General features: G+C 65.2%; 22 protein-coding genes. 5 read left to right on the forward strand and 17 right to left on the reverse strand.

The features are described 5' to 3' along the window. Positions 1-11 precede the first annotated feature (11 nt). The gene (gene tssH / locus F2P44_RS23200; RefSeq protein ID WP_167089791.1) at positions 12-2,663 is read left to right on the forward strand and encodes a type VI secretion system ATPase TssH; all 2,652 of its coding nucleotides are present in this window, start codon (positions 12-14) and stop codon (positions 2,661-2,663) included. Positions 2,664-2,780: 117 nt separating this feature from the next. Here tssH and F2P44_RS23205 read toward each other — a convergent pair whose 3' ends face one another. From F2P44_RS23205 to F2P44_RS23230, 6 genes are all read right to left on the reverse strand, one after another. Beyond that, complete coding sequence (locus tag F2P44_RS23205) at positions 2,781-3,464, reverse strand: alpha/beta hydrolase (protein ID WP_167089793.1); 684 nt, start codon at positions 3,462-3,464, stop codon at positions 2,781-2,783. Between the two features lie 173 nt (positions 3,465-3,637). After that, on the reverse strand, positions 3,638-4,084 hold the full coding sequence (locus tag F2P44_RS23210; RefSeq protein ID WP_167089795.1) for a hypothetical protein: 447 nt from the start codon (positions 4,082-4,084) through the stop codon (positions 3,638-3,640). A gap of 128 nt (positions 4,085-4,212) precedes the next feature. Further along, complete coding sequence (locus F2P44_RS23215) at positions 4,213-6,312, reverse strand: TonB-dependent receptor (RefSeq protein ID WP_229423701.1); 2,100 nt, start codon at positions 6,310-6,312, stop codon at positions 4,213-4,215. A gap of 38 nt (positions 6,313-6,350) precedes the next feature. Next, entirely contained in the window at positions 6,351-7,988 is a 1,638-nt protein-coding gene (locus F2P44_RS23220; RefSeq protein WP_167089799.1) for a PepSY-associated TM helix domain-containing protein, read from the reverse strand. Further along, complete coding sequence (locus F2P44_RS23225; protein WP_167089801.1) at positions 7,985-8,290, reverse strand: hypothetical protein; 306 nt, start codon at positions 8,288-8,290, stop codon at positions 7,985-7,987. Before F2P44_RS23225 ends, F2P44_RS23220 begins: the two co-directional genes overlap by 4 nt. Then, complete coding sequence (locus F2P44_RS23230; protein ID WP_167089802.1) at positions 8,283-8,549, reverse strand: hypothetical protein; 267 nt, start codon at positions 8,547-8,549, stop codon at positions 8,283-8,285. Before F2P44_RS23230 ends, F2P44_RS23225 begins: the two co-directional genes overlap by 8 nt. Before the next feature lie 356 nt (positions 8,550-8,905). Between F2P44_RS23230 and F2P44_RS23235 the strand changes: the two genes are divergently transcribed. Beyond that, positions 8,906-9,112 (forward strand): hypothetical protein, encoded by a 207-nt coding sequence (locus F2P44_RS23235; RefSeq protein WP_167089804.1) that lies wholly within the window; start codon positions 8,906-8,908, stop codon positions 9,110-9,112. Positions 9,113-9,266: 154 nt separating this feature from the next. On the opposite strand, the gene F2P44_RS23240 is transcribed toward F2P44_RS23235, so the two are convergent. Together F2P44_RS23240 and F2P44_RS23245 are read right to left on the reverse strand one after the other, a co-directional pair. After that, positions 9,267-9,473 (reverse strand): hypothetical protein, encoded by a 207-nt coding sequence (locus F2P44_RS23240; protein WP_167089806.1) that lies wholly within the window; start codon positions 9,471-9,473, stop codon positions 9,267-9,269. A 37-nt stretch (positions 9,474-9,510) separates the two neighbouring features. Further along, positions 9,511-10,059 (reverse strand): hypothetical protein, encoded by a 549-nt coding sequence (locus F2P44_RS23245; protein WP_167089808.1) that lies wholly within the window; start codon positions 10,057-10,059, stop codon positions 9,511-9,513. A 100-nt stretch (positions 10,060-10,159) separates the two neighbouring features. On the opposite strand from F2P44_RS23245, the gene F2P44_RS23250 reads away from it, so the two are divergent. The 3 genes from F2P44_RS23250 (at position 10,160) to F2P44_RS23260 (ending at position 11,808) form a co-directional block, all read left to right on the forward strand. Continuing rightward, the gene (locus tag F2P44_RS23250; protein WP_167089810.1) at positions 10,160-10,993 is read left to right on the forward strand and encodes a universal stress protein; all 834 of its coding nucleotides are present in this window, start codon (positions 10,160-10,162) and stop codon (positions 10,991-10,993) included. 10 nt (positions 10,994-11,003) lie between these two features. Next, positions 11,004-11,210: a hypothetical protein gene (locus F2P44_RS23255; RefSeq protein WP_167089812.1), complete on the forward strand. Its 207-nt coding sequence runs from the start codon at positions 11,004-11,006 to the stop codon at positions 11,208-11,210. A 130-nt stretch (positions 11,211-11,340) separates the two neighbouring features. Continuing rightward, positions 11,341-11,808 carry a hypothetical protein gene (locus F2P44_RS23260; protein ID WP_167089814.1) on the forward strand — a complete coding sequence of 156 codons (468 nt, stop codon included), beginning with the start codon at positions 11,341-11,343 and terminating at the stop codon, positions 11,806-11,808. A 102-nt stretch (positions 11,809-11,910) separates the two neighbouring features. On the opposite strand, the gene F2P44_RS23265 is transcribed toward F2P44_RS23260, so the two are convergent. The 9 genes from F2P44_RS23265 to F2P44_RS23305 form a co-directional block, all read right to left on the reverse strand. Next, the gene (locus F2P44_RS23265) at positions 11,911-13,272 is read right to left on the reverse strand and encodes an MBL fold metallo-hydrolase RNA specificity domain-containing protein (protein ID WP_167089816.1); all 1,362 of its coding nucleotides are present in this window, start codon (positions 13,270-13,272) and stop codon (positions 11,911-11,913) included. A gap of 107 nt (positions 13,273-13,379) precedes the next feature. Then, positions 13,380-13,802 (reverse strand): hypothetical protein, encoded by a 423-nt coding sequence (locus F2P44_RS23270; RefSeq protein ID WP_167089818.1) that lies wholly within the window; start codon positions 13,800-13,802, stop codon positions 13,380-13,382. 113 nt (positions 13,803-13,915) lie between these two features. Beyond that, positions 13,916-14,962, reverse strand: a complete 1,047-nt coding sequence (locus F2P44_RS23275; RefSeq protein ID WP_167089820.1) for an FAD:protein FMN transferase — start codon at positions 14,960-14,962, stop codon at positions 13,916-13,918. Positions 14,963-15,004: 42 nt separating this feature from the next. Next, positions 15,005-15,460 carry a c-type cytochrome gene (locus F2P44_RS23280; RefSeq protein WP_167089822.1) on the reverse strand — a complete coding sequence of 152 codons (456 nt, stop codon included), beginning with the start codon at positions 15,458-15,460 and terminating at the stop codon, positions 15,005-15,007. Between the two features lie 31 nt (positions 15,461-15,491). Continuing rightward, positions 15,492-16,001 (reverse strand): nitrous oxide reductase accessory protein NosL, encoded by a 510-nt coding sequence (locus tag F2P44_RS23285; protein ID WP_167089824.1) that lies wholly within the window; start codon positions 15,999-16,001, stop codon positions 15,492-15,494. After that, positions 15,986-16,822 (reverse strand): ABC transporter permease, encoded by an 837-nt coding sequence (locus tag F2P44_RS23290; RefSeq protein ID WP_187363402.1) that lies wholly within the window; start codon positions 16,820-16,822, stop codon positions 15,986-15,988. Before F2P44_RS23290 ends, F2P44_RS23285 begins: the two co-directional genes overlap by 16 nt. Beyond that, entirely contained in the window at positions 16,806-17,717 is a 912-nt protein-coding gene (locus tag F2P44_RS23295) for an ABC transporter ATP-binding protein (RefSeq protein ID WP_223165090.1), read from the reverse strand. Before F2P44_RS23295 ends, F2P44_RS23290 begins: the two co-directional genes overlap by 17 nt. Then, positions 17,707-18,969: a nitrous oxide reductase family maturation protein NosD gene (locus F2P44_RS23300; protein ID WP_167089828.1), complete on the reverse strand. Its 1,263-nt coding sequence runs from the start codon at positions 18,967-18,969 to the stop codon at positions 17,707-17,709. The genes F2P44_RS23295 and F2P44_RS23300 overlap by 11 nt, the downstream gene beginning before the upstream one ends. Continuing rightward, positions 18,966-21,167, reverse strand: coding sequence for a 4Fe-4S binding protein (locus tag F2P44_RS23305; protein ID WP_167089830.1), 2,202 nt, complete (start codon positions 21,165-21,167; stop codon positions 18,966-18,968). Before F2P44_RS23305 ends, F2P44_RS23300 begins: the two co-directional genes overlap by 4 nt. Positions 21,168-21,175 lie beyond the last annotated feature (8 nt).

The following is a 21,175-nucleotide window of genomic DNA, read 5'->3' on the forward strand; positions in this document are numbered from 1 at the left end:
AAGGAAAATTCATGGCCGACATCAGCCGCGTTGCCTTGTTTGGCAAGCTCAATTCCCTGTGCTACCGGGCGATCGAGAGCAGTACCGTGTTCTGCAAATTGCGCGGCAACCCCTACGTGGAACTGGTCCACTGGCTGCATCAGCTGCTGCAGCAGGACTGCGACCTGCGCCGCATCGTGGAACACGACGATCTCGATGCGGCGGCCCTGGCACGCGACGTGACGGCGGCGCTGGACCGGCTGCCGCGCGGCGCCACGTCGGTGACGGACCTGTCGTCCCGGCTCGACGAGGCGGTGGAACGGGCCTGGGTCTACGGCACGCTGCTGTTCGGCGACACGCACATCCGCTCCGGCCACCTGCTCATCGGCATGCTCAAGACCGCCAACCTGCGCCACGCGCTGCTGGCCATCTCCAGCCAGTTCGACAAGCTGCGCGCCGACGACCTGGCCGATGCCTTCGCAAGCCTGCTGGCGCAGTCGCCGGAGGCGCACCTCACCACCAGCAATGGCGTGGACGTGGCGCCGGGCGTCACCAGCGGCGCCATCGCGCCCGGCCCCTTGGGCAAGAACGAAGCGCTTAAAAAATTCACCGTCGACCTGACCGCGCAGGCGCGCGACGGCAAGATGGACCCGATTGTCGGGCGCGACAACGAGATCCGCCAACTGGTCGACATCCTCATGCGGCGGCGCCAGAACAATCCCATCCTGGTTGGCGAGGCCGGTGTCGGCAAGACCGCCGTGGTGGAAGGCTTCGCCCAGCGCATCGCGCGCGGCGACGTGCCGCCGGCGCTGAAGGATGTGCAATTGTTGATGCTCGACGTCGGACTTCTTCAAGCCGGCGCCAGCATGAAGGGTGAATTCGAGCAGCGCCTGCGCGCCGTCATCGACGAGATCCAGGGCAGCGCCAGGCCGGTCATCCTGTTCATCGACGAGACGCACACGCTGGTCGGTGCGGGCGGCGCGGCCGGCACCGGCGACGCCGCCAACCTGCTCAAACCCGCCCTGGCGCGCGGCACCCTGCGCACCATCGGCGCGACCACCTTCGCCGAGTACAAGAAGCATATCGAAAAGGACCCAGCCCTGACGCGGCGCTTCCAGATGGTGCAGGTCGACCAGCCGGACGAGGCGCGCGCGCTGCTGATGATGCGCGGCGTGGCCGCAACCATGGAAGCGCACCACCGGGTGCAGATCCTGGACGAAGCGCTCGAGGCGGCGGTCAAGCTGTCGCACCGCTACATTCCGGCGCGCCAGCTGCCCGACAAGTGCGTCAGCCTGCTCGACACGGCCTGCGCGCGCGTGGCGATGAGCCTGCACGCAACGCCGGCGGCGGTGGACGACAGCCGCCGCCGCATCGAAGCGCTGGAGACGGAACTGGCCATCGTGGGCCGCGAGCGCGCCATCGGCATCGACACTGGCATGCGCGCCAACTGCGCCAACGACCTGCTCGGCCTTGAACGGGATCGGCTGGCGCTGCTGGAGGCACGCTGGGGCGCCGAACGCGCGCTGGTCGACCGGCTGCTGGCCCTGCGCGCCACCTTGCGCGACGGCGCCGCGCAACCATCCGGAGAGAATGAACGCGATGCGATGACGGCGCAGCTCAAGGCCCTGCAACAGGAGCTCACGACCGTGCAGGGCGAGCAGCCGCTGATCTTGCCGACGGTGGACTACCAGGCCGTCGCCGCTGTGGTGGGCGACTGGACCGGCATTCCGGTCGGGCGGATGGCAAAAAACGACCTCGAGACGACGCTGGGCATCGCGTCCGTGCTGGCGCGCCGGGTGATCGGGCAGGATCATGCGATGGACATGATCGCCAGGCGCATCCAGACCTCGCGCGCCGGACTGGATAACCCGAACAAGCCGATTGGCGTGTTCATGCTGGCCGGGACCTCGGGCGTGGGCAAGACCGAAACCGCGTTGGCCCTGGCCGAGGCCTTGTACGGTGGCGAGCACAATCTCATCTCGATCAACATGAGCGAGTTCCAGGAGGCGCATACCGCGTCCACGCTCAAGGGCGCGCCGCCGGGCTATGTGGGCTACGGCGAAGGCGGCGTGCTGACCGAGGCGGTGCGGCGCAAGCCCTACTCCGTGGTGCTGCTCGACGAAATCGAGAAAGCCCACCCCGACGTGCACGAAATGTTCTTCCAGGTGTTCGACAAGGGCTATATGGAAGACGGCGAAGGCCGCGTCATCGATTTCAGGAATACGCTGATCATCCTGACCACCAATGCCGGCACCGACGCCATCGCGCAGCTTTGCCGCGACGGCGCCGCCAGGCCGTCGCCGGATGCGATGGCGGCGGCGCTGCGCGGCCCGCTGCTGCACGTGTTCCCGCCGGCGCTGCTGGGCAGGCTGGTGAGCATTCCCTATTATCCGCTGGCGCCGGCCATGCTGGAGCAGATCATCCGCTTGCAGCTGGACCGCATCAAGGCGCGGGTCGAGCAGCGTTACGGGATCCGGTTCGGGTACAGCGATGCGGTGGTCGAGCTGGTGACGCTGCGCTGTACCGAGAGCGAGTCGGGCGGCCGCATGATCGATGCGATCCTGACCAACTCGATGCTGCCCGATATCAGCCGCCAGTTCCTCACCCGGACCATGGAAGGCAGCGCACTGGCCGACATCGAGGTCGGGGTTGCGCATGGGGAGTTCGTGTACATCCAGGCGTAGGCGCTTCGGGCGCGCGGTGGCGGCGATGAAGCGCGCCTGAGCAAACCTCTCGACATACCTCCAATACAGGAGGGAGCAGGCATCGATGCCATGCCACGCTCCCGCACTGGGTGCCCGTCATTCCAGCTTGGAGTCTTGGCCACAGGCGTATTTCGGATACGGCGCTGGAGCGAGGAAAGTATCGATGGCGGATGTCATTCTGGCCTTGAGTTGTTCACTGCCAGCATCGTGCATATCGTTGTGGCGGGAGCCTTCGATGCGGATCACGCAGGTACCGTAGCGGCTCCGCTCTTCCTCGTTCGGCAGGACAGCGGGGTCCGCAGTGGTGTCGCTGGCACGAATTGTCAGGACGTGGATGCCAGCTGAGCGGGGCAACGCGACCCGCCGGCTGTCCAGGCTGATCAGGCTGGAAACGCGGTTCGGGTAGTCAGCGGCGAACTGAGCCGAACTGTCTCCACCAAGGGAGTGCCCGACGAGGAGCAGGTGGCGCCAATCGAACTGGGGATACCGTAGCGCGATGTCGTCGATCGCGGTGGAGATCGACCGCGAGGCCACCCGGGCCAATGCTTGTACTTGCTTCGACACTGGGGCGTTCGGGTCCATTTTTACGCCGCCGGCACTGTCTTGCAGGGCGACAACCAAATAACCCTTCCCGTTAAGATAATTGGTGACGAAGGAGTAATCCGAACCAGAAAATCCATATCCCGGGCTAAGGATTGCTACTGGGCATGGTATCGCATTCGTACAGGCTTGGACAATGGCTGGAACGTGAATGTCCACGGGGATGGCAGCCATGGCCATAGGCATGCCAAACAGCAAGGGTATGAGGGAGTACAGAGGGAGCATGAAATTCTTTCTTGATAGGTGGCGGCAATGCTGAATCTGGCGTTGCTGGTGATTTTCTGATGAAAACGAAACGGGAGAAGCTGGAACCCGCACTCGCCAACAGCCTCGTGCCGGCAGGGCCCGCAGTGTCAATAACAGGGCCCGGTGGCGTCGAGGGTGGCGCTATCGGAATGGCCATCGCTCACGGCGCGCAAGGCCCGGACAAAATCGTCGAGCTGGCTGGGCAGCGCCGTGAGGTAAAGCGTTACCTCACTTGCCACTTCATTGACGGGGAACGCAACGAACCGCGATTGCGCATGCACCGTGATGAGCAGGTCCGCATGTTGATCGAACTGAAAGCGCGCATGGAACGCGCCTGCGGCATAGGCAGGGCCGAAGACGCCGAAACGCAGGTCATACACTCCGCCGTACACGTCGTCCTTGAAACCATCCAGTGCGCGCACGGCATCGCGCAAGCGCTGATGGCCGACATACACCTCGTGACGGAATCGGGACGTGCCGTCGCAGATCGATATCGTCAATTGCGACATGTCGTCATCCGACCAATTTTTGACAAACTCGATTTTCGCATCCATGGCGCCAGCCCTTTCGACTGAGGATAGATAACATGCAAAAAGGCCCGCTGCATGGCGGGCCTGACTACCTGGCCACGCCCTGTTGCCGTCTACCAGACGGCAACAGGGCGTGGCACCAGCATACGTTATCAGAAATCGAACGCCGCCGACAAACGCACGGCACGCGGTGCGCCCAGGTTCACGCGCCCCGTTCCCCACGCGCTTTCAAAGTACTCCTTGTCGGCCACATTGGTCACGTAGGCACGCAGCACCACAGGCATTGCGCCAAAGCGCGTCGCGTAACGCGCGCCCAGGTCCAGCGTCGTCCACGAATCAAGCTTCAGGGAATTGTCCGACGCCAGCCACTGCGAACCTGTGTAGTTCACGCGCGAACTCAGTTCCAGCCCCGGTACCGCCGCCACCGCGTAATCGACGCCGATGTTGGCCGTCAGGCGCGGAATACCAAATTGCGCCTTGCCCTGGTTGAGGCCCTTGGCGGTCTTGGTCTGCTCGGCCTTGGTGTACGCGACGCCACCGAGCAAGGTGATGTCCTTGCCGGCCTTGCCGAACACATTCCACTCCACGCCACGGTTGCGCTGCTCGCCGTCGGTCGTCATGCGGTTGTTCGTTTCGATCAGCGCCGGTTTGCTGATCTGGAACAGGCTCAAGGTCTGGGTGAGCGTATTCATCGCCCATTTCACGCCAGCTTCGGCCTGTTTGGACTTGTACGGCTTGAACGTTTCACCTTCATTGGCATACGGTGCCTTGACGGTGGTGCCGGCGCTCAGACCTTCGACGTAGTTGGCGTACAGGGACACATTCTCGCCCCACGGCTTGACTACCACGCCGGCCAGCGGCGTGACGGCGGTTTCCTCGTAGTTGCTCAGCTTCTGGTGCACCTTCTGGGCGCGCGCGCCGATGGTGAGCTGCAGCTTGCCGTCCGCGAACCACATCGAATCGGCCACGCTGACGGCGCTCATCACGTCGTCGTTGAACTGGCTGTAGGTCGATGCATCCTTCCCGGCCGGCATGGTGATCGGGGTCGGATTGTAGATGTTGCTGACGATCGGCGCGGTGCCGTTGCCGCGGCTGCCGCCTTCGTAATTCATGACATTGGCTGCCACGGTCACCTTGTGCGCGATGGCGCCGGTGGCGAACTGGCCGCGCACGCCCGTCTCGAAGGTGGTGGTTTCGTACTCGCCCCACGAGTTGTAGGCGGTGCCGGTGGCCTTGCCGCTGTCGCCGCCGGACACCGGCAGCACCGGACGGGTGCCGAAGATGAAACCGTCATACGAGTGCTTGGCCGTGCCGGCCGAGGCGAACGCGCTCCAGCCAGCGCCCAGTTCGACCTGGCCGCGCACGATCAAGCCCTGGGTTTCGGTGTTGCCGTACACATCGTCGCCGTAAAAGAAGTTGGTCGAGCCATGCGGCGCTTTCGGCACGCTGGTCCAGCCGGTGATGATCGGCTGCATCGGTGCGCCCTTGCGCACCTTGTTGGTCAGCGAATAGGCGTCCATGTCGACGTTCCAGCCCTTGCCTTGGTAGTCCACGGCCACATGGCCGATCTCGCGCTTCTTGGTCTGGTGGTCGAGCCAGGTTTTGCCGCCGGACAGCACGCCGTTGACGCGCACGCCCAGGGCCTGGTCCGCGCCGAAGCGGCGCGCCACGTCGGCATGCACGCCGACGTTCGATTTGCTCGACACCGTGGTCGTCACGCGCGTCAGCGGGGTGGCGCCGGCGCGCTTGGGCACCAGGTTGACCGCGCCGCCCACGTCGCCCGCTGGCGGCAGGCCCATCATCATCGCGCCGGGCCCCTTGAGCACTTCGACGCGCTCGAACAGTTCGGTCGGGGTGTTTTGCTCAGGCGCCAGGCCGTAAGCGCCATTGATCGCCATCGATCCCGCGCTCACGCCGAAACCGCGGATATTGAAGTTCTCGACGATGTGGCCTTCGTTGGTGGTGGTGCGTACCGACGGGTCGTTCTTGAGCACGGCGGCGATGGTCTGGGCCTGCTGGTCGGCAATGGTCTGGGAGGTGTAGGCGGTGATGTTGAACGGCGTGTCCATCACGCTCACGTTGCCGAGTACGCCGAGACGGGCGCCCTTGGCCACTTTGCCGCCGGGCGCGGCCGCTGGAAGGCTGTCGGCTGTTTCAGCAGCGGCCTTGACAGTGATTTCCTTCATGGTTTCGACAGGCGCCTGGGCCATGGCCGGCAGGGCCATGGTGGCGATCATGGTCATACAGGCCATGGGAATTGCACGGAAAGCACACACAGGGACAACTCGCATTACATTTGCTCCATTTGGTTAGAAGGTATTTGGCTTGAATTCGTTTGCGGGGACAGCGCCAGCGGTGCCGGCTCGCGCCAGACGCTGTGCAGCTCGCCGGAGCGGCCGCGCCGGCGCACGCGCGCCGCCATCCACAGCAGCGCCAGGCCGCCGAGCAGCGACAGGGCGTCGATGAACAGGTAATCGGTAACGTACGGCTTGCCGATCGGCATGCCGGGGAACACGCCCGCCAGCAGGCTCGTCGCGGGCACCAGCAGGGTCGCCAACGCGGCGGCAAGCGTGAGCCGGTAGCCGGCCCAGGCCGCGCCCTTCACCAGCGCCGCCAGCAGGCCGGCAGCCAGCGCGGTATTGAAGACGGACAGGCCAATGCCGGCCATGTCCAGGCCCAGGCTGGCTTGCCAGCGCAGCGCCACCAGCCCCAGCGGCAATCCGATGACGGCGCCCAGGCACAGCCCGACCGTCAGCGCGGCCACCCAGCGCACGTGGCGCGGCTGTGCGAGCGGAACGGCCAGCTGGCGGTTCTTTTTCAGCCGCGATTCGATCCATAGCAGGTTGCCGGTGTAGAACAGGATCGCGCCCAGCACGCCCATCACGGCATACGCCAGGCGCACCGGCACCCCGCCAAAACTGCCAAAGTGCAGTGAGAAGATGGCCGACAGGCTCGCTTCCCAATTGGTTTGCTGGCGTGGCAGCAAGCTGATGCCCTTGTTCAGCTGGCCGGTGGCGGGATTGAAGTTCATGAAGCCGGCGCGCGGCGCGCGCATGTGGCCGCTCCAGTCTTCGCCGCCCATGTTCACTTGCGGTTTCGGGCTGTTCAGGCCACGGTAGGTCAGTTCGGTCGGCGTGAAGCTGGCGGACTGGGCCCGCGCATTGGCCAGCAGGCGCGATGGCGTCACCCAGTCTGCGCTGGCGCCGGGCGCGGCCTTGCCCTTGGCGCCCGGCGCCGCTCCGGCTGGCTTGCCGATGGCGTGAATGGTGGCGTCCTGTGTGTCGTAGACCCAGTCGTGCAGGCAGAAGCCGGCCGTGGTCAGGGCAATGACCAAGTGGAACGGCAGGCTGGTGATGCCGATCAGGTTGTGCGCGTCGAGCCAGAAGCGCTTGACGTTGGCGGTAATGCGCAGCAGCAGCAAATCCTTGAGCAGCGACGGCAGCAGGATGACCACGCCGGAAATGAGCGCCAGCGCGTACAGCAGCGCCACCAGGCCGATGATCGGCTCGGCCACGGCGCCGGCCAGCGGCAAGCCGCCGTTGCGGTGCACCTCGTCCACAAAGTGGCCGGCCGGCGCGGTTTGCGCGGCGCTCGTTTGGAGCCGGCCGTCATTATCGAGCGTCACCTGCCAGCTGGCGCCCTGCTTGTCGGCATAGCGCATGCGGCCGAAACCCGGGCGCTCGCGGTCGAGCTCCAGCACCGCGCTGCCGATGGCGTCGTCGCGCGTGGCGAAAAATGCCCGGGCCAGCGCATCGATTGGCGAACTGGCGCCCTGCTGCGCGCTCGGGACGGCCTCGGCCCAGCGCCCGATCTCGGGCTTGAACATGGTGAACGCACCGGCGTAAAAGGCGATGAACAGCATCACGCCGCTGACGATGCCGACCCAGGTATGCACCACTTTATAGGTGCGCACGATCTCCGGCTTCATGCGGCACTCCCACCGGCCAGCGCCATGAGGTAAAAGGCGCCGGCGGCCAGCGCGTTGCCCAGCGCCAGCCAGGTCCAGCAGGCGCGCTTGCTGGACACCAGGAAGACCAGGGCGATCACGCTCACCCACAGCGGATACACCACCCACATGGCCAGTTGCCCGACCACCGGGCCGGCGTCCAGCCATTGCATCAGCCGGTGCAGCACGCCGCTCAGGGCGATCGCCAGTGGGTAGCCCAGGACCAGCGCCACCACGCCGTTATGCAGCAGCACCTGGTCGCGTTGCGTGCTGTCCTTAGCCATGCGCCCTCCCCGCGCGGGACTTGCGCAGCGCGCGCAGCACGCCGACGGCGGGCAAGGCGATCATCCAGACGGTCAGCACCGTGAGGATGGCCGTGAAGGTGCTCGCCTGCGCGGCGAGGATGGCGACCGCCAGCGGCAGCGGCGCCGCTCCCAGCGCCCAGCCCAGCATGCAAGGCAAGCGTGGTTCGGCCCGGGGCGTGCTGAAATTGCAGCAGACGGCGGACAGCAGGGTCAGGATCAGGGCAAAGGCAAACGGCATACTGGCTTTCAACTCGCCCGTGGGACTGGGGAGACGGCCGCATCTTACCTCAAATGTAAATGATTCTCAATACGATGGTTGAGTAAAATATATCTTTTAGGCGAAATTGAGTTCCGTGCGGGAATTTTGTTATAGATATCAATTCCCATGCCAGGCTGAGAGCGAGGCCAAGCGCCGCCTTTGCGTCCCCGCAGTTGCTGATCTGGCAGGCCGTGCATCGGGCGCTCCTTCGCACTGTTGCAAAATGCTGACGATGTGCTTCACCGACCGGGTGGCACATGGACATCGAATTCCTATTCCGGCGACATCCGGGGGTACGCGCGCCGTGCGTGCTCGATACCCCTCAGGAAGAACGTGTGGGCAGCTTATCCCGCCTGACCGCCGCAGCCATTACCGTGCTGATCGAGCTGGTGTCGCTGGCCGTCGAACCATTGCTCAGTTCAGTACTGTTTACCTTGACCCAACTGGTGTCGACCAGGGAACGGCTGAGCGGGGCCAGGCCTGGCGCCAATGTCAGCATCGGTGCCTGCGCCGTGGCTTCAACTTGCACGGCGATATCTTGATGGATCACCGCGTTGCTGCCGTTCGACCTTTCCACGGTGCTTGCCGTTGAACGTGGCAGGCGGTTTGATCGCCAGCGCACGGGTGTTCCAGCCGGTGAAATCGGCTGGAACACCCGTGCCTGGGTCACACTGAAACTGCGGATGCCAGCGCTGATCAGCGTGCCGACTGGCAGCGATCGGCGGCGTCGGTAACGATGCGTATCGTCCGCCTGCCAGCGTTGCCGGTGAACCGGGCGACTGCATGCTGCCAGTTCAGGGCGCTGCCCCTGGTGTTGTCGAAGCGCGCGACCAAGGTGTTGTCGACGTAGACCGCAATGCGGGTGGCGTACGCATCGTAGCCGATGTCCTTCCCGGTGATCATTTTAACAAGATATTTCCGCGGCGGATCGCCGCTGCCGTCAGGGCAGATCAAGCGATTTCAGCAATAAGCGCTCCCACTGTCCGTCCGGCATCGTTCGTTTGAACACTGAGCGCTGTGTATAGGCATACTGAACACCGTCGCCACCGTCCACCACGCCACGAATTTCGTCAAGGTAACTTTCGCAGTCCGTTTGCGCTGACATAGATCCTCTCAGCAAAACAGGAATAGACCTTGTTGCCGATAGCGGCGTAAGCGCCGCCCGGCACGGCGATACGGTCGCGCCGCGGATTGAACGGCCCATCCCCGCGCAGCGTCGTATGCAGCTCCTCTTTCGCCCCGACAATACGCCATGAACCAAACCGGAAGCCTTCGTCCTCCCAATGCAGTCCCCATCGCGGCTGCGGTAAGCGTGCGGGGTTAAGGTCGTCATCTGCACATCCCCGTTAGGAAATATCGAAAACGATGTCACCTCATTGATGAAGGGGCGCAGGGGGACCATGGCTATGGCCGGGGCGGCCATGAGCAGGCCGGACACGCGCATCAGCCAGGCCGATAGCGGCACCTTGTTTCGTTTTATGAGCGTCATGGCCACAAATGTTACACGGCTTGATGCACATCAAGTGGCAATTCGAGTAGCAGGGCGTAAATTCGATGCGCTGACCTGTCCACTTTCCAAGGAGCTGACAATGTACAAAACCATCCTGGTCCATGTCGATGCGAGTCCACGCCTGGGCGCGCGCGTGGAAGCCGCCGCGCGCCTGGCCATCGCGAACGACGCCCATCTGACGGGTGTTGCGCCGACCGGACTGTCGGCGTTCATGTTTCCGCTCAGCGCGATGGATGCGGGCATGCCCCCGATCGCCTTCCCGGTCGCGGAAATCCGTGCCGAGGCCGAGCGTTCGCTGGACCTGTTCGACAGCGTCGCGCGCCGGGCCGGGCTGAACGCGCCGGAGCGGCTGCTGGTCGACGAGGAAATCGGGGCCGGCCTGTGCCTGCAAGCCAGATACGCCGACCTGCTGGTCGTCAGCCCGGCGGCGGGCGATCCGCGTCCGTTCGCGCGCCACGATGTCACTCAATACGTGCTGCTCCACTGCGCCCGGCCGGTGCTGGTGCTGCCGGCCGCCGGCGCCATCGGCGCGATCGGACAACGCGTGACCGTGGCATGGAACGGCAGCGCCGAGGCGGTGCGTGCCATCACCAGCGCGCTGCCCCTGCTGCGGAAGGCCGTGCAAGTGGACCTGGTCGTCGTCGCCGGCAAGGACAGCCCGGAACGGTACGGCGAACAGCCAGGCGCCGACATCGCGCTCTACCTGGCGCGGCACGGGGTCGAGGTCGCGCTGAACGTGGTTCGTGGCGGCGACGACGATGGCGAGTCGCTGTTGTCGTTCGCTGCCGACAAAGGTGCCGACCTGATCGTCATGGGCGCCTTCGGCCACTCCCGCTTCCGCGAATTCGTGCTCGGCGGCGCGACCCGCACGGCGCTGCGCTCGTCGCCGATACCGTTGTGGATGGCGCATTGACGACGGCATCATGCATCAGGCCGAATTGAAGAGCGCCCTGCGGTACTTCATCGACAGCTGCGTCGACGACGACGAGGTCAAGCGCAGCGCCACGGCCTGGATCGCGCTCGACCCGGTTCCGGTAAAAGCGATCCTCGCCAGGATCACGCCGCACATGCGCCCGATGGCCGACGCCGACATCGGCTTATGGCAAACGATCATGCATTTCTACATGTAGGATCGCCCCGCACCGCGCTGACAGCGGCAGCGCAGACGGTTCCAGATGCACATCTTGATGCACATCATTTACCGGAAGGCTACGCGGCGCCGACGGTGAATGCCGATCCATCCACGCCATCAGGGACAACATGTCAATCGCGCTTCATGCCAGGCAGCGCGCATGGCGCAGGCCCGGCTTGAGCCGCGAGCATGCCGGCGCGGTGCGCTTCTATGCGTCCACCCGCTTCGCCGACCTGTTCACCGGCGTCAGGAACGCGCCCCTGTCGCTGGCGGCGCGCCTGCCCGAAGCCACGGGCCTAGCCGATGTGCAAACCACCATCGGACAGGTGGTGCAGATCGAGCTCGCCGGCGTCACCGAACCCCTGATCGGCCCGCTGATCAGGGTTGACCGGCGCCGTCCGCCGCGCATGAACCTGGTCTCGGTGGCGGCCGGGCGCGCCAAGCGTGCAGCCGGCCCGGTGCGCGCCGACGCCGCGATCGAAGCACTGGTCTTGCAAGCGTTCGCCCAGGCGCGCGCACCTGACGCCGCTGCGTTTGGGCGGGCCAACGATGCCGGGCATGAGTGCGCGACGGCCTGTCCGAAGGTGCGCAAGTGATCGTCTACCCCCCGGCCCAGCTGCGCGCCGGCGACCGGGTGCAAGTGCGCGAAGTATCCCAGGCGCCACGCGCTTCCAGCGTGGCAACGTCGAGGCGCGAGATCAGGCCAGCGTGACGTCGTCCAGATAGCCCGGCACTTCGCACGGCCAGCCGAGCTCCTCCCCGATGCGGCGGCGCAGGGCCTCGGCGGCGGCGCTTTCGCCGTGGGTGATGAAGGTGCGCTGCGGCGCATGCCGGATATGCGACATCCAGCCGATCAGTTCATCGCCGTCGGCATGCGCCGACAGATTGGCGATCTGCGCGACCCGCGCGCGCAGGGGAACTTGCTGCCCGTGGATCTTGATCGACGCGCAACCGGCCAGCATCAGCGCGCCGCGCGTGCCGCCGGCCTGGAAGCCGGCAAACAGGATCGTGTTGCGCGGATCGGGGGCGAATGCCTTCAGATGGTGCAGGACGCGCCCGCCGGTGGCCATGCCGCTGGCGGCCACGATGACCATCGGCACCTGGCGCTCGTTGAGGGCGATCGATTCCTCCACGCTGTTGACGATGGTGGCCGCGTGGCGCATCGCGAAGCATTGCTCGTGGCTGAGGCGGTGGCTGTGCAAGTGCTTCTGGTACAGCGCGGTCGCATCGGCGGCCATCGGGCTGTTCAGATAGACCGGCAGATGGGCCGGGATTGCGCCCTGCTCCTTCAGGCGGTGCAGGTCGTACAGCAGCGACTGCGCGCGCCCGACCGCGAATGCGGGGATGATGGTGACGCCGCCGCGGGCGGCGCTGTCGCGGATAGTCTGGCCGAGCAGCAGCAGCGGGTCGGCCGGGTCGTGCCGCTTGTCGCCGTAGGTCGCCTCCACCACCAGATAATCCGCCTCGGCGATGGCCGCCGGCGCGACCATGAGCGGGTCGTTGGGACGGCCGAGGTCGCCAGAAAACACGATGGTTTTCCCGGCGCAGCGCACCGTGACGATGGCCGCGCCCAGGATATGGCCGGCCAGCGCCAATTGCCCTTGCAGCTCGCCGGCGATGGCGAACGGCATGTCGAACGGCACCGGCACGAACTGGCGCAGGGCGCGCACCGCGTCAGCCTCTGAATACAGGGGCAAGGCTGGCGCATGTCTGGAAAAACCGTGGCGGTTGGCGTAGTTGGCTTCCTCTTCCTGCAGGTGCCCACTGTCCGGCAACAGGATCTTGCACAGGTCGAAGGTAGCCGGACTGCAAAAAATCTTGCCGGTGAATCCATTTTTCACCAGCAGCGGCAGGTAGCCGCTGTGGTCCAGGTGCGCATGGGTGAGCACCACGGCGTCGATGCCGGCCGGATCGACCGGAAACGGGTGCCGGTTGCGCAAGCGCAGTTCTTTGTGCCCCTGGAACAGGCCGCAGTCGACCAGGATGTCATGGCCGCCGGAGCTGAGCAGGTATTTTGAACCGGTCACGCTGCCGGTCGCGCCAAGGAATTTCAGTTTCATCACAAACCTTTCCAGAGTGGATACTGGAATATCGATGAGTTACCGAGCAAATACCTTGACGCAAATCAAAACCGACCGGATTCACGCTGGCGGGCGTGGGACCGCGCTTAATTCAGCAGGATCGCCTTGCGGTACGGCGCCATCGGCGGACGCGGGAATTGCACGCCGGCGTAGGCGCTGCGGAAACAGCTGGCCTTGGCATTCTCGACATCAGTCATGGTCTTGGTGACCTTGCCTTCCGCATCGAGCACCAGCACGATCGTGACCGGGTACTTCGACTTGCCGTGGCAATTGCCTTTCTGGTCGAGCTTGCGCTCGTTATTGAAGGCGATCGATTCGTTCTCGTATTTGGTGGCTTTGGCGTTCGGGAACTGGGCATCGAACTTGGCCATTTCGGCGGAAAAGTCCGGATTCTTCGGCGACGGCGCTTCGACCGCATTCGGGTCGGCCGGCTTGGTCCCCGTGGTTTCGCAACCAGCCATCAGCACCGCAGCGCACAGCATTGAAATTTTGATTAAGTGTTTACGCAAGTTATTCTCCGGTGGTCATCCTGGAACCAACAGGGCTGGAAGCAGCCGCATGTTGTCGAATCGCCATTGTACGGGGAAGTAACCATTCTTTCATTTTGATTCCCGCACGGAAACTAATTCGACGGCGCGCGGCCCTTCGCCTGCTGCGCCGCCGCCAGCCGCGCGCGCATGGCCGGCGTGGTATGCACCGTGCCGTGCGCGTCGATCAGCATCACCTGGTCCAGGCCCATGCGGGCGGCCATCGCTTCCCAGCCAGCCGGGCCGGTGATGAACAGGGGTTTCGAGTTGCCGTCCGAGCGCAAACCGGCATCCGCGCCACCCGCGGTCACGATCGTGACCGACGCCACCAGGTCGATCGGATAACCGCTGCGCGGGTCGATGATGTGCGGGCGGCGCTTGCCATCCTTGAGGAAATAGCGCTGATAGTCGCCGCTGGTGCCCATCGCTTCGTTGTCGCCCAGGTTCACATGCGCCACGGCGCCGGGGGCGCGCGGGTCCTGGATGCCGACCCGCCACGGGCGCGGCCCCGGCTGGCCGATGGCGAGCACATTGCCTCCTACGTTGACCAGCGCCGCCTTGACCCCGCCCTGGCGCAGGATCAGGGCCGCGCGGTCGAGCGCGTAGCCTTTGGCGTAGCCGCCCAGGTCGATCATGACCGCCTTGTTGGTGCTTGAAATCGTGTTGCCGTGGTAGCGCAGGTGCGCCAGGCGCGGGCGCGCGTCGAGCCAGCGCTGGATGTCCTGCGCCGCCGGAGCCTGGGGCACGATGTCGCTGCTCTGGAAACCCCACAGCCGGATCAGGCGCCCGATGGCCGGGTTGAACAGGTTGCCGGAGCGCTCCGCCACCAGGGTTGCCGATTGCAGCAGCGCGACCATCTCGGCGTCGGCGGTGAACGGCTCGCCGCGCGCGATGGCCTCGTTGAGCGAGGTGAGCATGCTCGGCTGCCAGGCATGGTATTTGTGGTGCAGGCGGTCGAATTCGTTCAGGACGGAGCCGCTGAGCTCGTCGGCGCGTTGCGGCGAGCCGCCGTAGATGCTGATCTCGACCGCGGTGCCGAACACGTGCCCGCGCATGTGATGGACCGTGTCGGCGCGCTCGCAGCCGGCCAGCGCCAGCAGGCACAGCACCGCCGCGATCAGTGTTGCATGTAAGGCGCGCATGGCGTTCTCCCTTGACAGGGCGGCAGCGCCGCCCTTCCCTTATCAGCGCGCCTTGCTGACCATGAAGTCGACCACCGCCTTCATTTCCTCATCCTTGAGGGCGGCATTGCCGCCACGCGGCGGCATCATGTTGAAGCCTTTCGTGGCGTGGTCGTACAGCACGTACATACCCTTGGCGATGCGCGGCGTCCAGGATGGCTTGTCGCCCAGTTTCGGCGCGCCCAGCACGGCGGCGCCGTGGCAGGAAACACAGGAGGCTGCATAGATTTTTTCGCCTGCGGCCAGTTCGGCCGGGCTGGCGGCGGCAGGGGCGGCGGCGGAAGCAGCCGGCGCGGCGGCCGCGACAGGTGCGGGAACGGGCGCCGGAGCGGGCGCCGCAGCCGGTACCGGCGCGTTCGCGCTTGGGCCGGCTGCGGGGGCAGCAGGGGCTGGTGCCTTGTCGCCGCAGGCCGCCAGGGCCGCAACGATCAACAGGGACAGCAAGGTCGTGCTTTTCATGATGTATTTCCAGTCGTTATAAAAGGGACGATCAATGGCGCATATCGCCGGCGGCGTGTCCGGTGTCGAGCATCGCTACCGTGATCTGGCTGTAGGGCAGCACCTTGCCGCCCTCGGCTTTGGCAAAGGCGGCCGCCTGCGCCGGATCCGAGAAGGCGCCGAAGGTCGGCCCCATCGAGCCCTGCTTCTTGCTGCCGACCACATACAGCGCATCCTTGGCGGCGATCCAGTGCCCGCTCGGCTTGTCCCAGGACGTCTTGCCCATGTCCTGCACGAACACGCCGGCGATGCGCCGCTTGTGCTCGGGCGCGAGCATCACCGTGAACAGTTCCATCAAGTCGCAGTAATAATCGGCCTTGCCTTCGACATACTGGATCTGCGCCTTGGGGCCGGGGAAATCGAGCAGCACCATGCCATCGAGCGCGCAGGCGGTATCGGGCATCGGTTCCTGGGCGCTGGCGGTCATGGCGTGCTGGCTGCATGCGCCCAGCAAGCCGGCGGTGGCGAGTGCGGCCAGCAGGCGGTTTATCTTGAAGGACATTTGAAACTCCAGTTGGCAAGCAAGAAGGGAATGACTACCCACCCGGCCATGATGGCCAGCAGGACCGCCGGATCGGTCAGGCCGCCCGGCATCACCGTGGCCAGGCCGTACATGGTTTGCGCCTGCTCGGAGCTGAAGATATTGAGCAGCCGGAACACATCGGCGGGGTTGAGCATCAGCAGTGCCGCGAAGGTGTTGCTGTCCAGGCGGCCCTGGCTCAGCACCAGCGCCCCCATCAGCAGCAAGTCGAAAATCAGCACGAAAAAGAACCACAGGCTGATCGCCACCCCACTGGCGCGCACGCGGTCGAGCGCGCGCACCGACACCAGCATCGAGATGCTCAGGAACGCCATGCCCATCAGGATGGCGCTGCCGACGAAGCCGGCGTAGTGGTAGCCGTCACGCACGGTCAATTCGGACGCCAGCGGCAGCAGGCCGGCCCCGAAGCCGAGCACGGTGGAACTGGCCAGCGCGGCGGCCAGCCCGCAATACTTGCCCAGCAATATCTCGAAGCGGCTGATCGGCATCGAGAGCATCAATTCCAGCGAGCCGCGTTCGCGCTCGCCGACGATGGCGTCGTAGCCGAGAATGAGCGCGATCAGCGGCACCAGGTAGATCACCAGGCCGACCAGGCTGGCCACCGTCACGTCGATGCTGCGAAAGCCGACCTCGCCCTGCTGCGAGGCGCCAAAGTAAGCGATCGCCAGCGCGAACAGGGCGAAAATGAGCGCCACCGCCAGCACCCAGCGGTTGCGGATGCGGTCGCGAAATTCCTTGGCGGCGATGACGAGCACCTGGCCCCACTCAATGCGCGCGCCCATGCGTGCCTCCATAGCCAAGGAACAAGTCTTCCAGCGAGGGTTCGCGGATGGTCACATCGACCAGCATCGGCGCCAGCGCGGCCAGCACCGGCGCCTTGAGCGTGGCCGCGCAGGCGATCACGACGCGCTCGCCATCGACGATCGTGGTCACCCCCGCCAGATGGGCCAGCGCCGGCCCGGCCTTGGCGCCGCCGCCGGGCAACAGCTGCGCGTCGATATGCGAGGGCAGCACCTGGCGCGCGCGCAGCTCGGCCAGGGTGCCCAGCGCGGCGACCCGGCCCGCATCGAGGATGACGAGGCGGTCTACCCGGTCCTGGATTTCGGCCAGGATGTGCGAGGTGATCACGATGGTGGCGCCGCGCCCCTGCGCCTCGCGCAGGATGGTATAAAAATCGGCGATGCCTTCCGGGTCGAGTCCGTTGGTCGGTTCGTCGAGAAAAATCAGTGCCGGGTCGCCCAGCAGCACTTGCGCGAATCCCAGGCGCTGGCGCATGCCTTTCGAGTAGGTGTGCAGGCGCCGCGTGGCGGCATCGGCCAGCCCGACCCGGCGCAGCATGCGGCCACATTCGGCGCGCGCCACCTGCTTGAGGTCGGCGAACAGTTGCAGCACTTCCAGGCCGGAGAGGTTGTCGTAGCTAACAAAACTCTCCGGCAGATAGCCGATGCGGCGCCGCACCTGGCGAAACTGGGCGCTGGCGGTGGCCACCCCGCCCACGCGCACCGCGCCGGCGCTGGCTGGCAGCAAGCCGAGCATCAGCTTGAACAAGGTGCTCTTGCCGGCGCCGTTATGCCCGATCAGGCCGAACATCTCGCCCTGCGCGATGTTCAGCGACACATTGCGGATCGCCTCGACCGGGCCGAAGGATTTGCTCACCGCGTCAAGTTCAATGGACATGTTTGTCATTCCAGCGCTGCCAGTCAGGATTGTTGGGCCGCATGCGCGGATAGCGGTCGACCACGCTGGGCGCGCGCAGCACGGGGAACTGGCGCGCCACGAAGCGCAAGGTGCTCACCGACGGGCTGGTCAGCAGCAGCTTGACCAGCGGGTATTGCCAGTTGAGGCGGTCGACCAGGTCGCTGGCCTCGTAAGCCACGTCGCCGGCGCCATCGCCGCCCTGGTCCCAGCCGTTGTAGCCGCTCCAGTAGTTGCCGCGCGTGCGGCCCCACTGGACGTCGCGCGCAGCCACGAACTTGACCGCTTCCTCGTTGCCGATGAAGTCGTTGCCATCGACCGCGTTGTTGGAGGAACCGGCCGACAGGTGCACGCCGGTGCGGTTGTTGATGACGATGTTATTGCGCAGCACATTGAACTCGGCGTCGTAGATGAAGAAGCCGCGCCCGTTGGCCGCCACCACATTGTTTTCGATCACCGAATCCTGGATGGTGCGCAGCATGATGCCGTGATCCTCGTTACCCCAGGCCACGTTGTTGCGCACCACCAGGTTGCGCACTTCCATCAGCGCCAGCCCGCCCCGGTTCTGGTAGGACTCGTTGTTTTCCCACGTGCTGTGGTTGGTGTTCATGTAGTGGGTGCCGTAGCGCAGGTGGTGGATCTTGTTGCCGCGAAACAGGGCGTGGCGCGAGAGGTCCACGTAGATACCGTCGCGCGCATAGCTGATGTTGTTGTCGATGACATCCACGTGGGCGCTGTTGAAGACCTGGATTCCATTGCCGCGCGCCGCCGATTGCAGGTCGCGCTTGCCGCTGATGGTGTTGCCCGCGAGGGTGGCATGGTCCACTTTTTCGAGCCATACGCCGAACAGGGTGTAGCTCAGCACGCAGTTGCGCAGCACAAAACGGTCGGAGCCGGGCACCACGTACACGCCCGCATTCTGGCGGTCGAGGTCGGCACCGCTGTCGCGGATGATGAGGCCATCGATGGTGACATCGCTGGCGCTGACCCGGATCACGTCGCCGCTGTTGCCGCCGCTGATGGTGGGCCGCTCCTGGCCGCGCAGGGTGAGCGGCTTGTCGATCAGCAGCCGTTCCTTGTAGAGCCCGCGCGCGACCAGGATGGTGTCGCCGGCGCTGGCGGCGCGCACGGCGGCGCCGATCGACTCGCCCGCGCGCACTTGCAGCACGGCGGCGCCGGCCAGGCCCGCGTGCAGGGCCAGCAGCGCGCCCAGGGCGATGGCGCGCACGCTCATGGCGGATCTCCTGCCGATGGCGCCGCCTTGGCCTTGAGCGCAGCGCGCACCGCGTCGAGGGAAATGAAATAGCCGGCCGCATTGATCGGCGTGAGCGCATCGCCATTTTTCTCGCGCAGCTTGCGTTCCTTGACCAGCGGCGGACAGGCGTGGTCATCGTAGTACAGGATCATGCAGTCGAGGCACAGCATGCATTCCATCTGGTCGATGCGGCCGGCGCTGTCGATCGCGTGCGAGCCGCAGCCGGCCGCGCAGGCGTGGCAAGTCTGGCATTCGGACTTGCGCTTGAGCCCGAACAGGCGGAACTTGCCGGGAATCGCCAGTCCGGCGCCCAGCGGGCACAGGTATTTGCAATACGGCCGCTCGCTCAGGAACGACCAGCCCAGGATGGCGCCGATGAAGGCCCAGAACGGCCACGTACGGTTCCATACGCCGACAATGAAGGTGGTTTTGAACGGTTCGACCTCGGCCAGCCGCTCGGCCATTTCCATGGAATAGAACGACACTGCCAGCAGTACGGCGAAAATGACGTATTTGATCCACTTGAGCTTATCGTGCAGCGGTTTCGGCAACAGCTTCTGGAAGCGTGCCAGCCCGACCGCCTTGCCGATGCTGAGCGCCAGTTGTTGCAGCGAGCCGAACGGGCACAGCCAGCCGCAAAACACGCCCCTGCCCCACACCAGCACGCTGACGATGATGAACCACCAGAACAGGAAAATGAAGGGATCGGAGAGGAACAATTCCCATTTCCACTGGTGCAGCAGAGAATGGAACCAGGTCAGCACCTGGGTGATGCTGGGCTGGGCCTTGAGGTAAAAGCCGAGGAACACCACGCTGACCAGCCACAGCACATGGCGCGGACGCGAAATCCATGGCTTGTGCTTGCGCTTGGAGGCGCGCACCAGCTTGTCGCGCTGCGAATACATGACTGCCGTGAAGGCCTGTACCAGCAGGAACAGCACGATCTGGACCGGCTTGCCCTTCCAGATGGCGCGCCAGCTCGCCTCGGGCTGGACGATGTGCGCACGCCCGCCTTCCAGGTAACGCGCCGGTAGCCAGTACGGCGCATTGAAGTGGACGAAGGTCTTGGCGCCGCTCTGGGCGTCGGCCTTGTTGGCCAGGAACGTAAGCTGCCACGGCCAGGCGGGATTGAAATTGGCCGAGCGCACGATGAACACGGCCGACTCGGTAAACGCCGGTGCGCCGGGCGCGTGCAAGCCGTACAGGTTCAGGTAATCGGTATCGCGGAAGGTGAAACTTTGCGGGTCCTGGCGCACCTGGATGCGGTCGTAGATGCCGCCGCGCACAAAGCCCGAGCCCTTGAACGAGGCTTCGCCATTGGCGATGATGAAGATGGCCTGCTCGTCCGGCTTGAGGTCGGCCATCAGGCGCCGGTAAACCGGTTCGCCCAGCAGGCTGATGCCGACCGTGGGCACGTTCAGGTGGCCGAAATACATGTCGATGTAGGCAGCGTCGCCGGTCAGGCCGACGTCCTTGCGCTGCAGGGGGAAATGCACCACGCTGCCCTCGTCCAGCAATTGCTGCCAGCTGAGGCGATCGTTAAGCGGGGTGTAGCGCGGCGCCGGCCGCACTTCGCCCTTGAAAATGCCGACCTGGCGCCCGATTTCGTAGGCGCTGCGCGAAATGACCTGGTTTTCGGCGATGACGGTGACGGTGGCGCCGCTGATCGCGTCCAGCCCGACGGTGCCGCCGGCCTCGTCGCCGTGGCCGATTTCAAGCTTGGCGTCGCCGGACTTGCCGGTGTACTGGCCGATGAATTTGAGCAAAGTCGATTCAGCTATCCCTGCCAATAAAATCGGCTCGGAATGCTTGAGCACGCGCACACCGGTGATGATGCCCTGCGTATCCATGCCGATCAGGGTGACGATGGGTTTGCCTGAGTAAGCGGGAATGTCGACCACGTCGGTCGACAGGAAAACATAGCCGATGACGCGCTCGGACTTGTCCGCTCCCACGGCGAGGGCCTCGACATAGCTCGGCCGCCCCTTGCGCACGGAAAACTTCTGCGCCTGCGGCATGACATCGCGGCAAGGCGCCTCGGCGCACAGGTCGGGGCCATGCAGCAGTTGCTGCGACAGCTCGGCCGAGTAGACCGAGGCGCACGCCGGCCCTGCCGCCAGCAACGATGCCAGGAACAACGGGGCAAACAGGCGCAGGAGGAAAGCCAGGGCGCGCATCGACAGTC

It is taken from the genome of Massilia frigida (genome assembly GCF_011682175.1).
GTDB lineage: Bacteria > Pseudomonadota > Gammaproteobacteria > Burkholderiales > Burkholderiaceae_D > Telluria_A > Telluria_A frigida.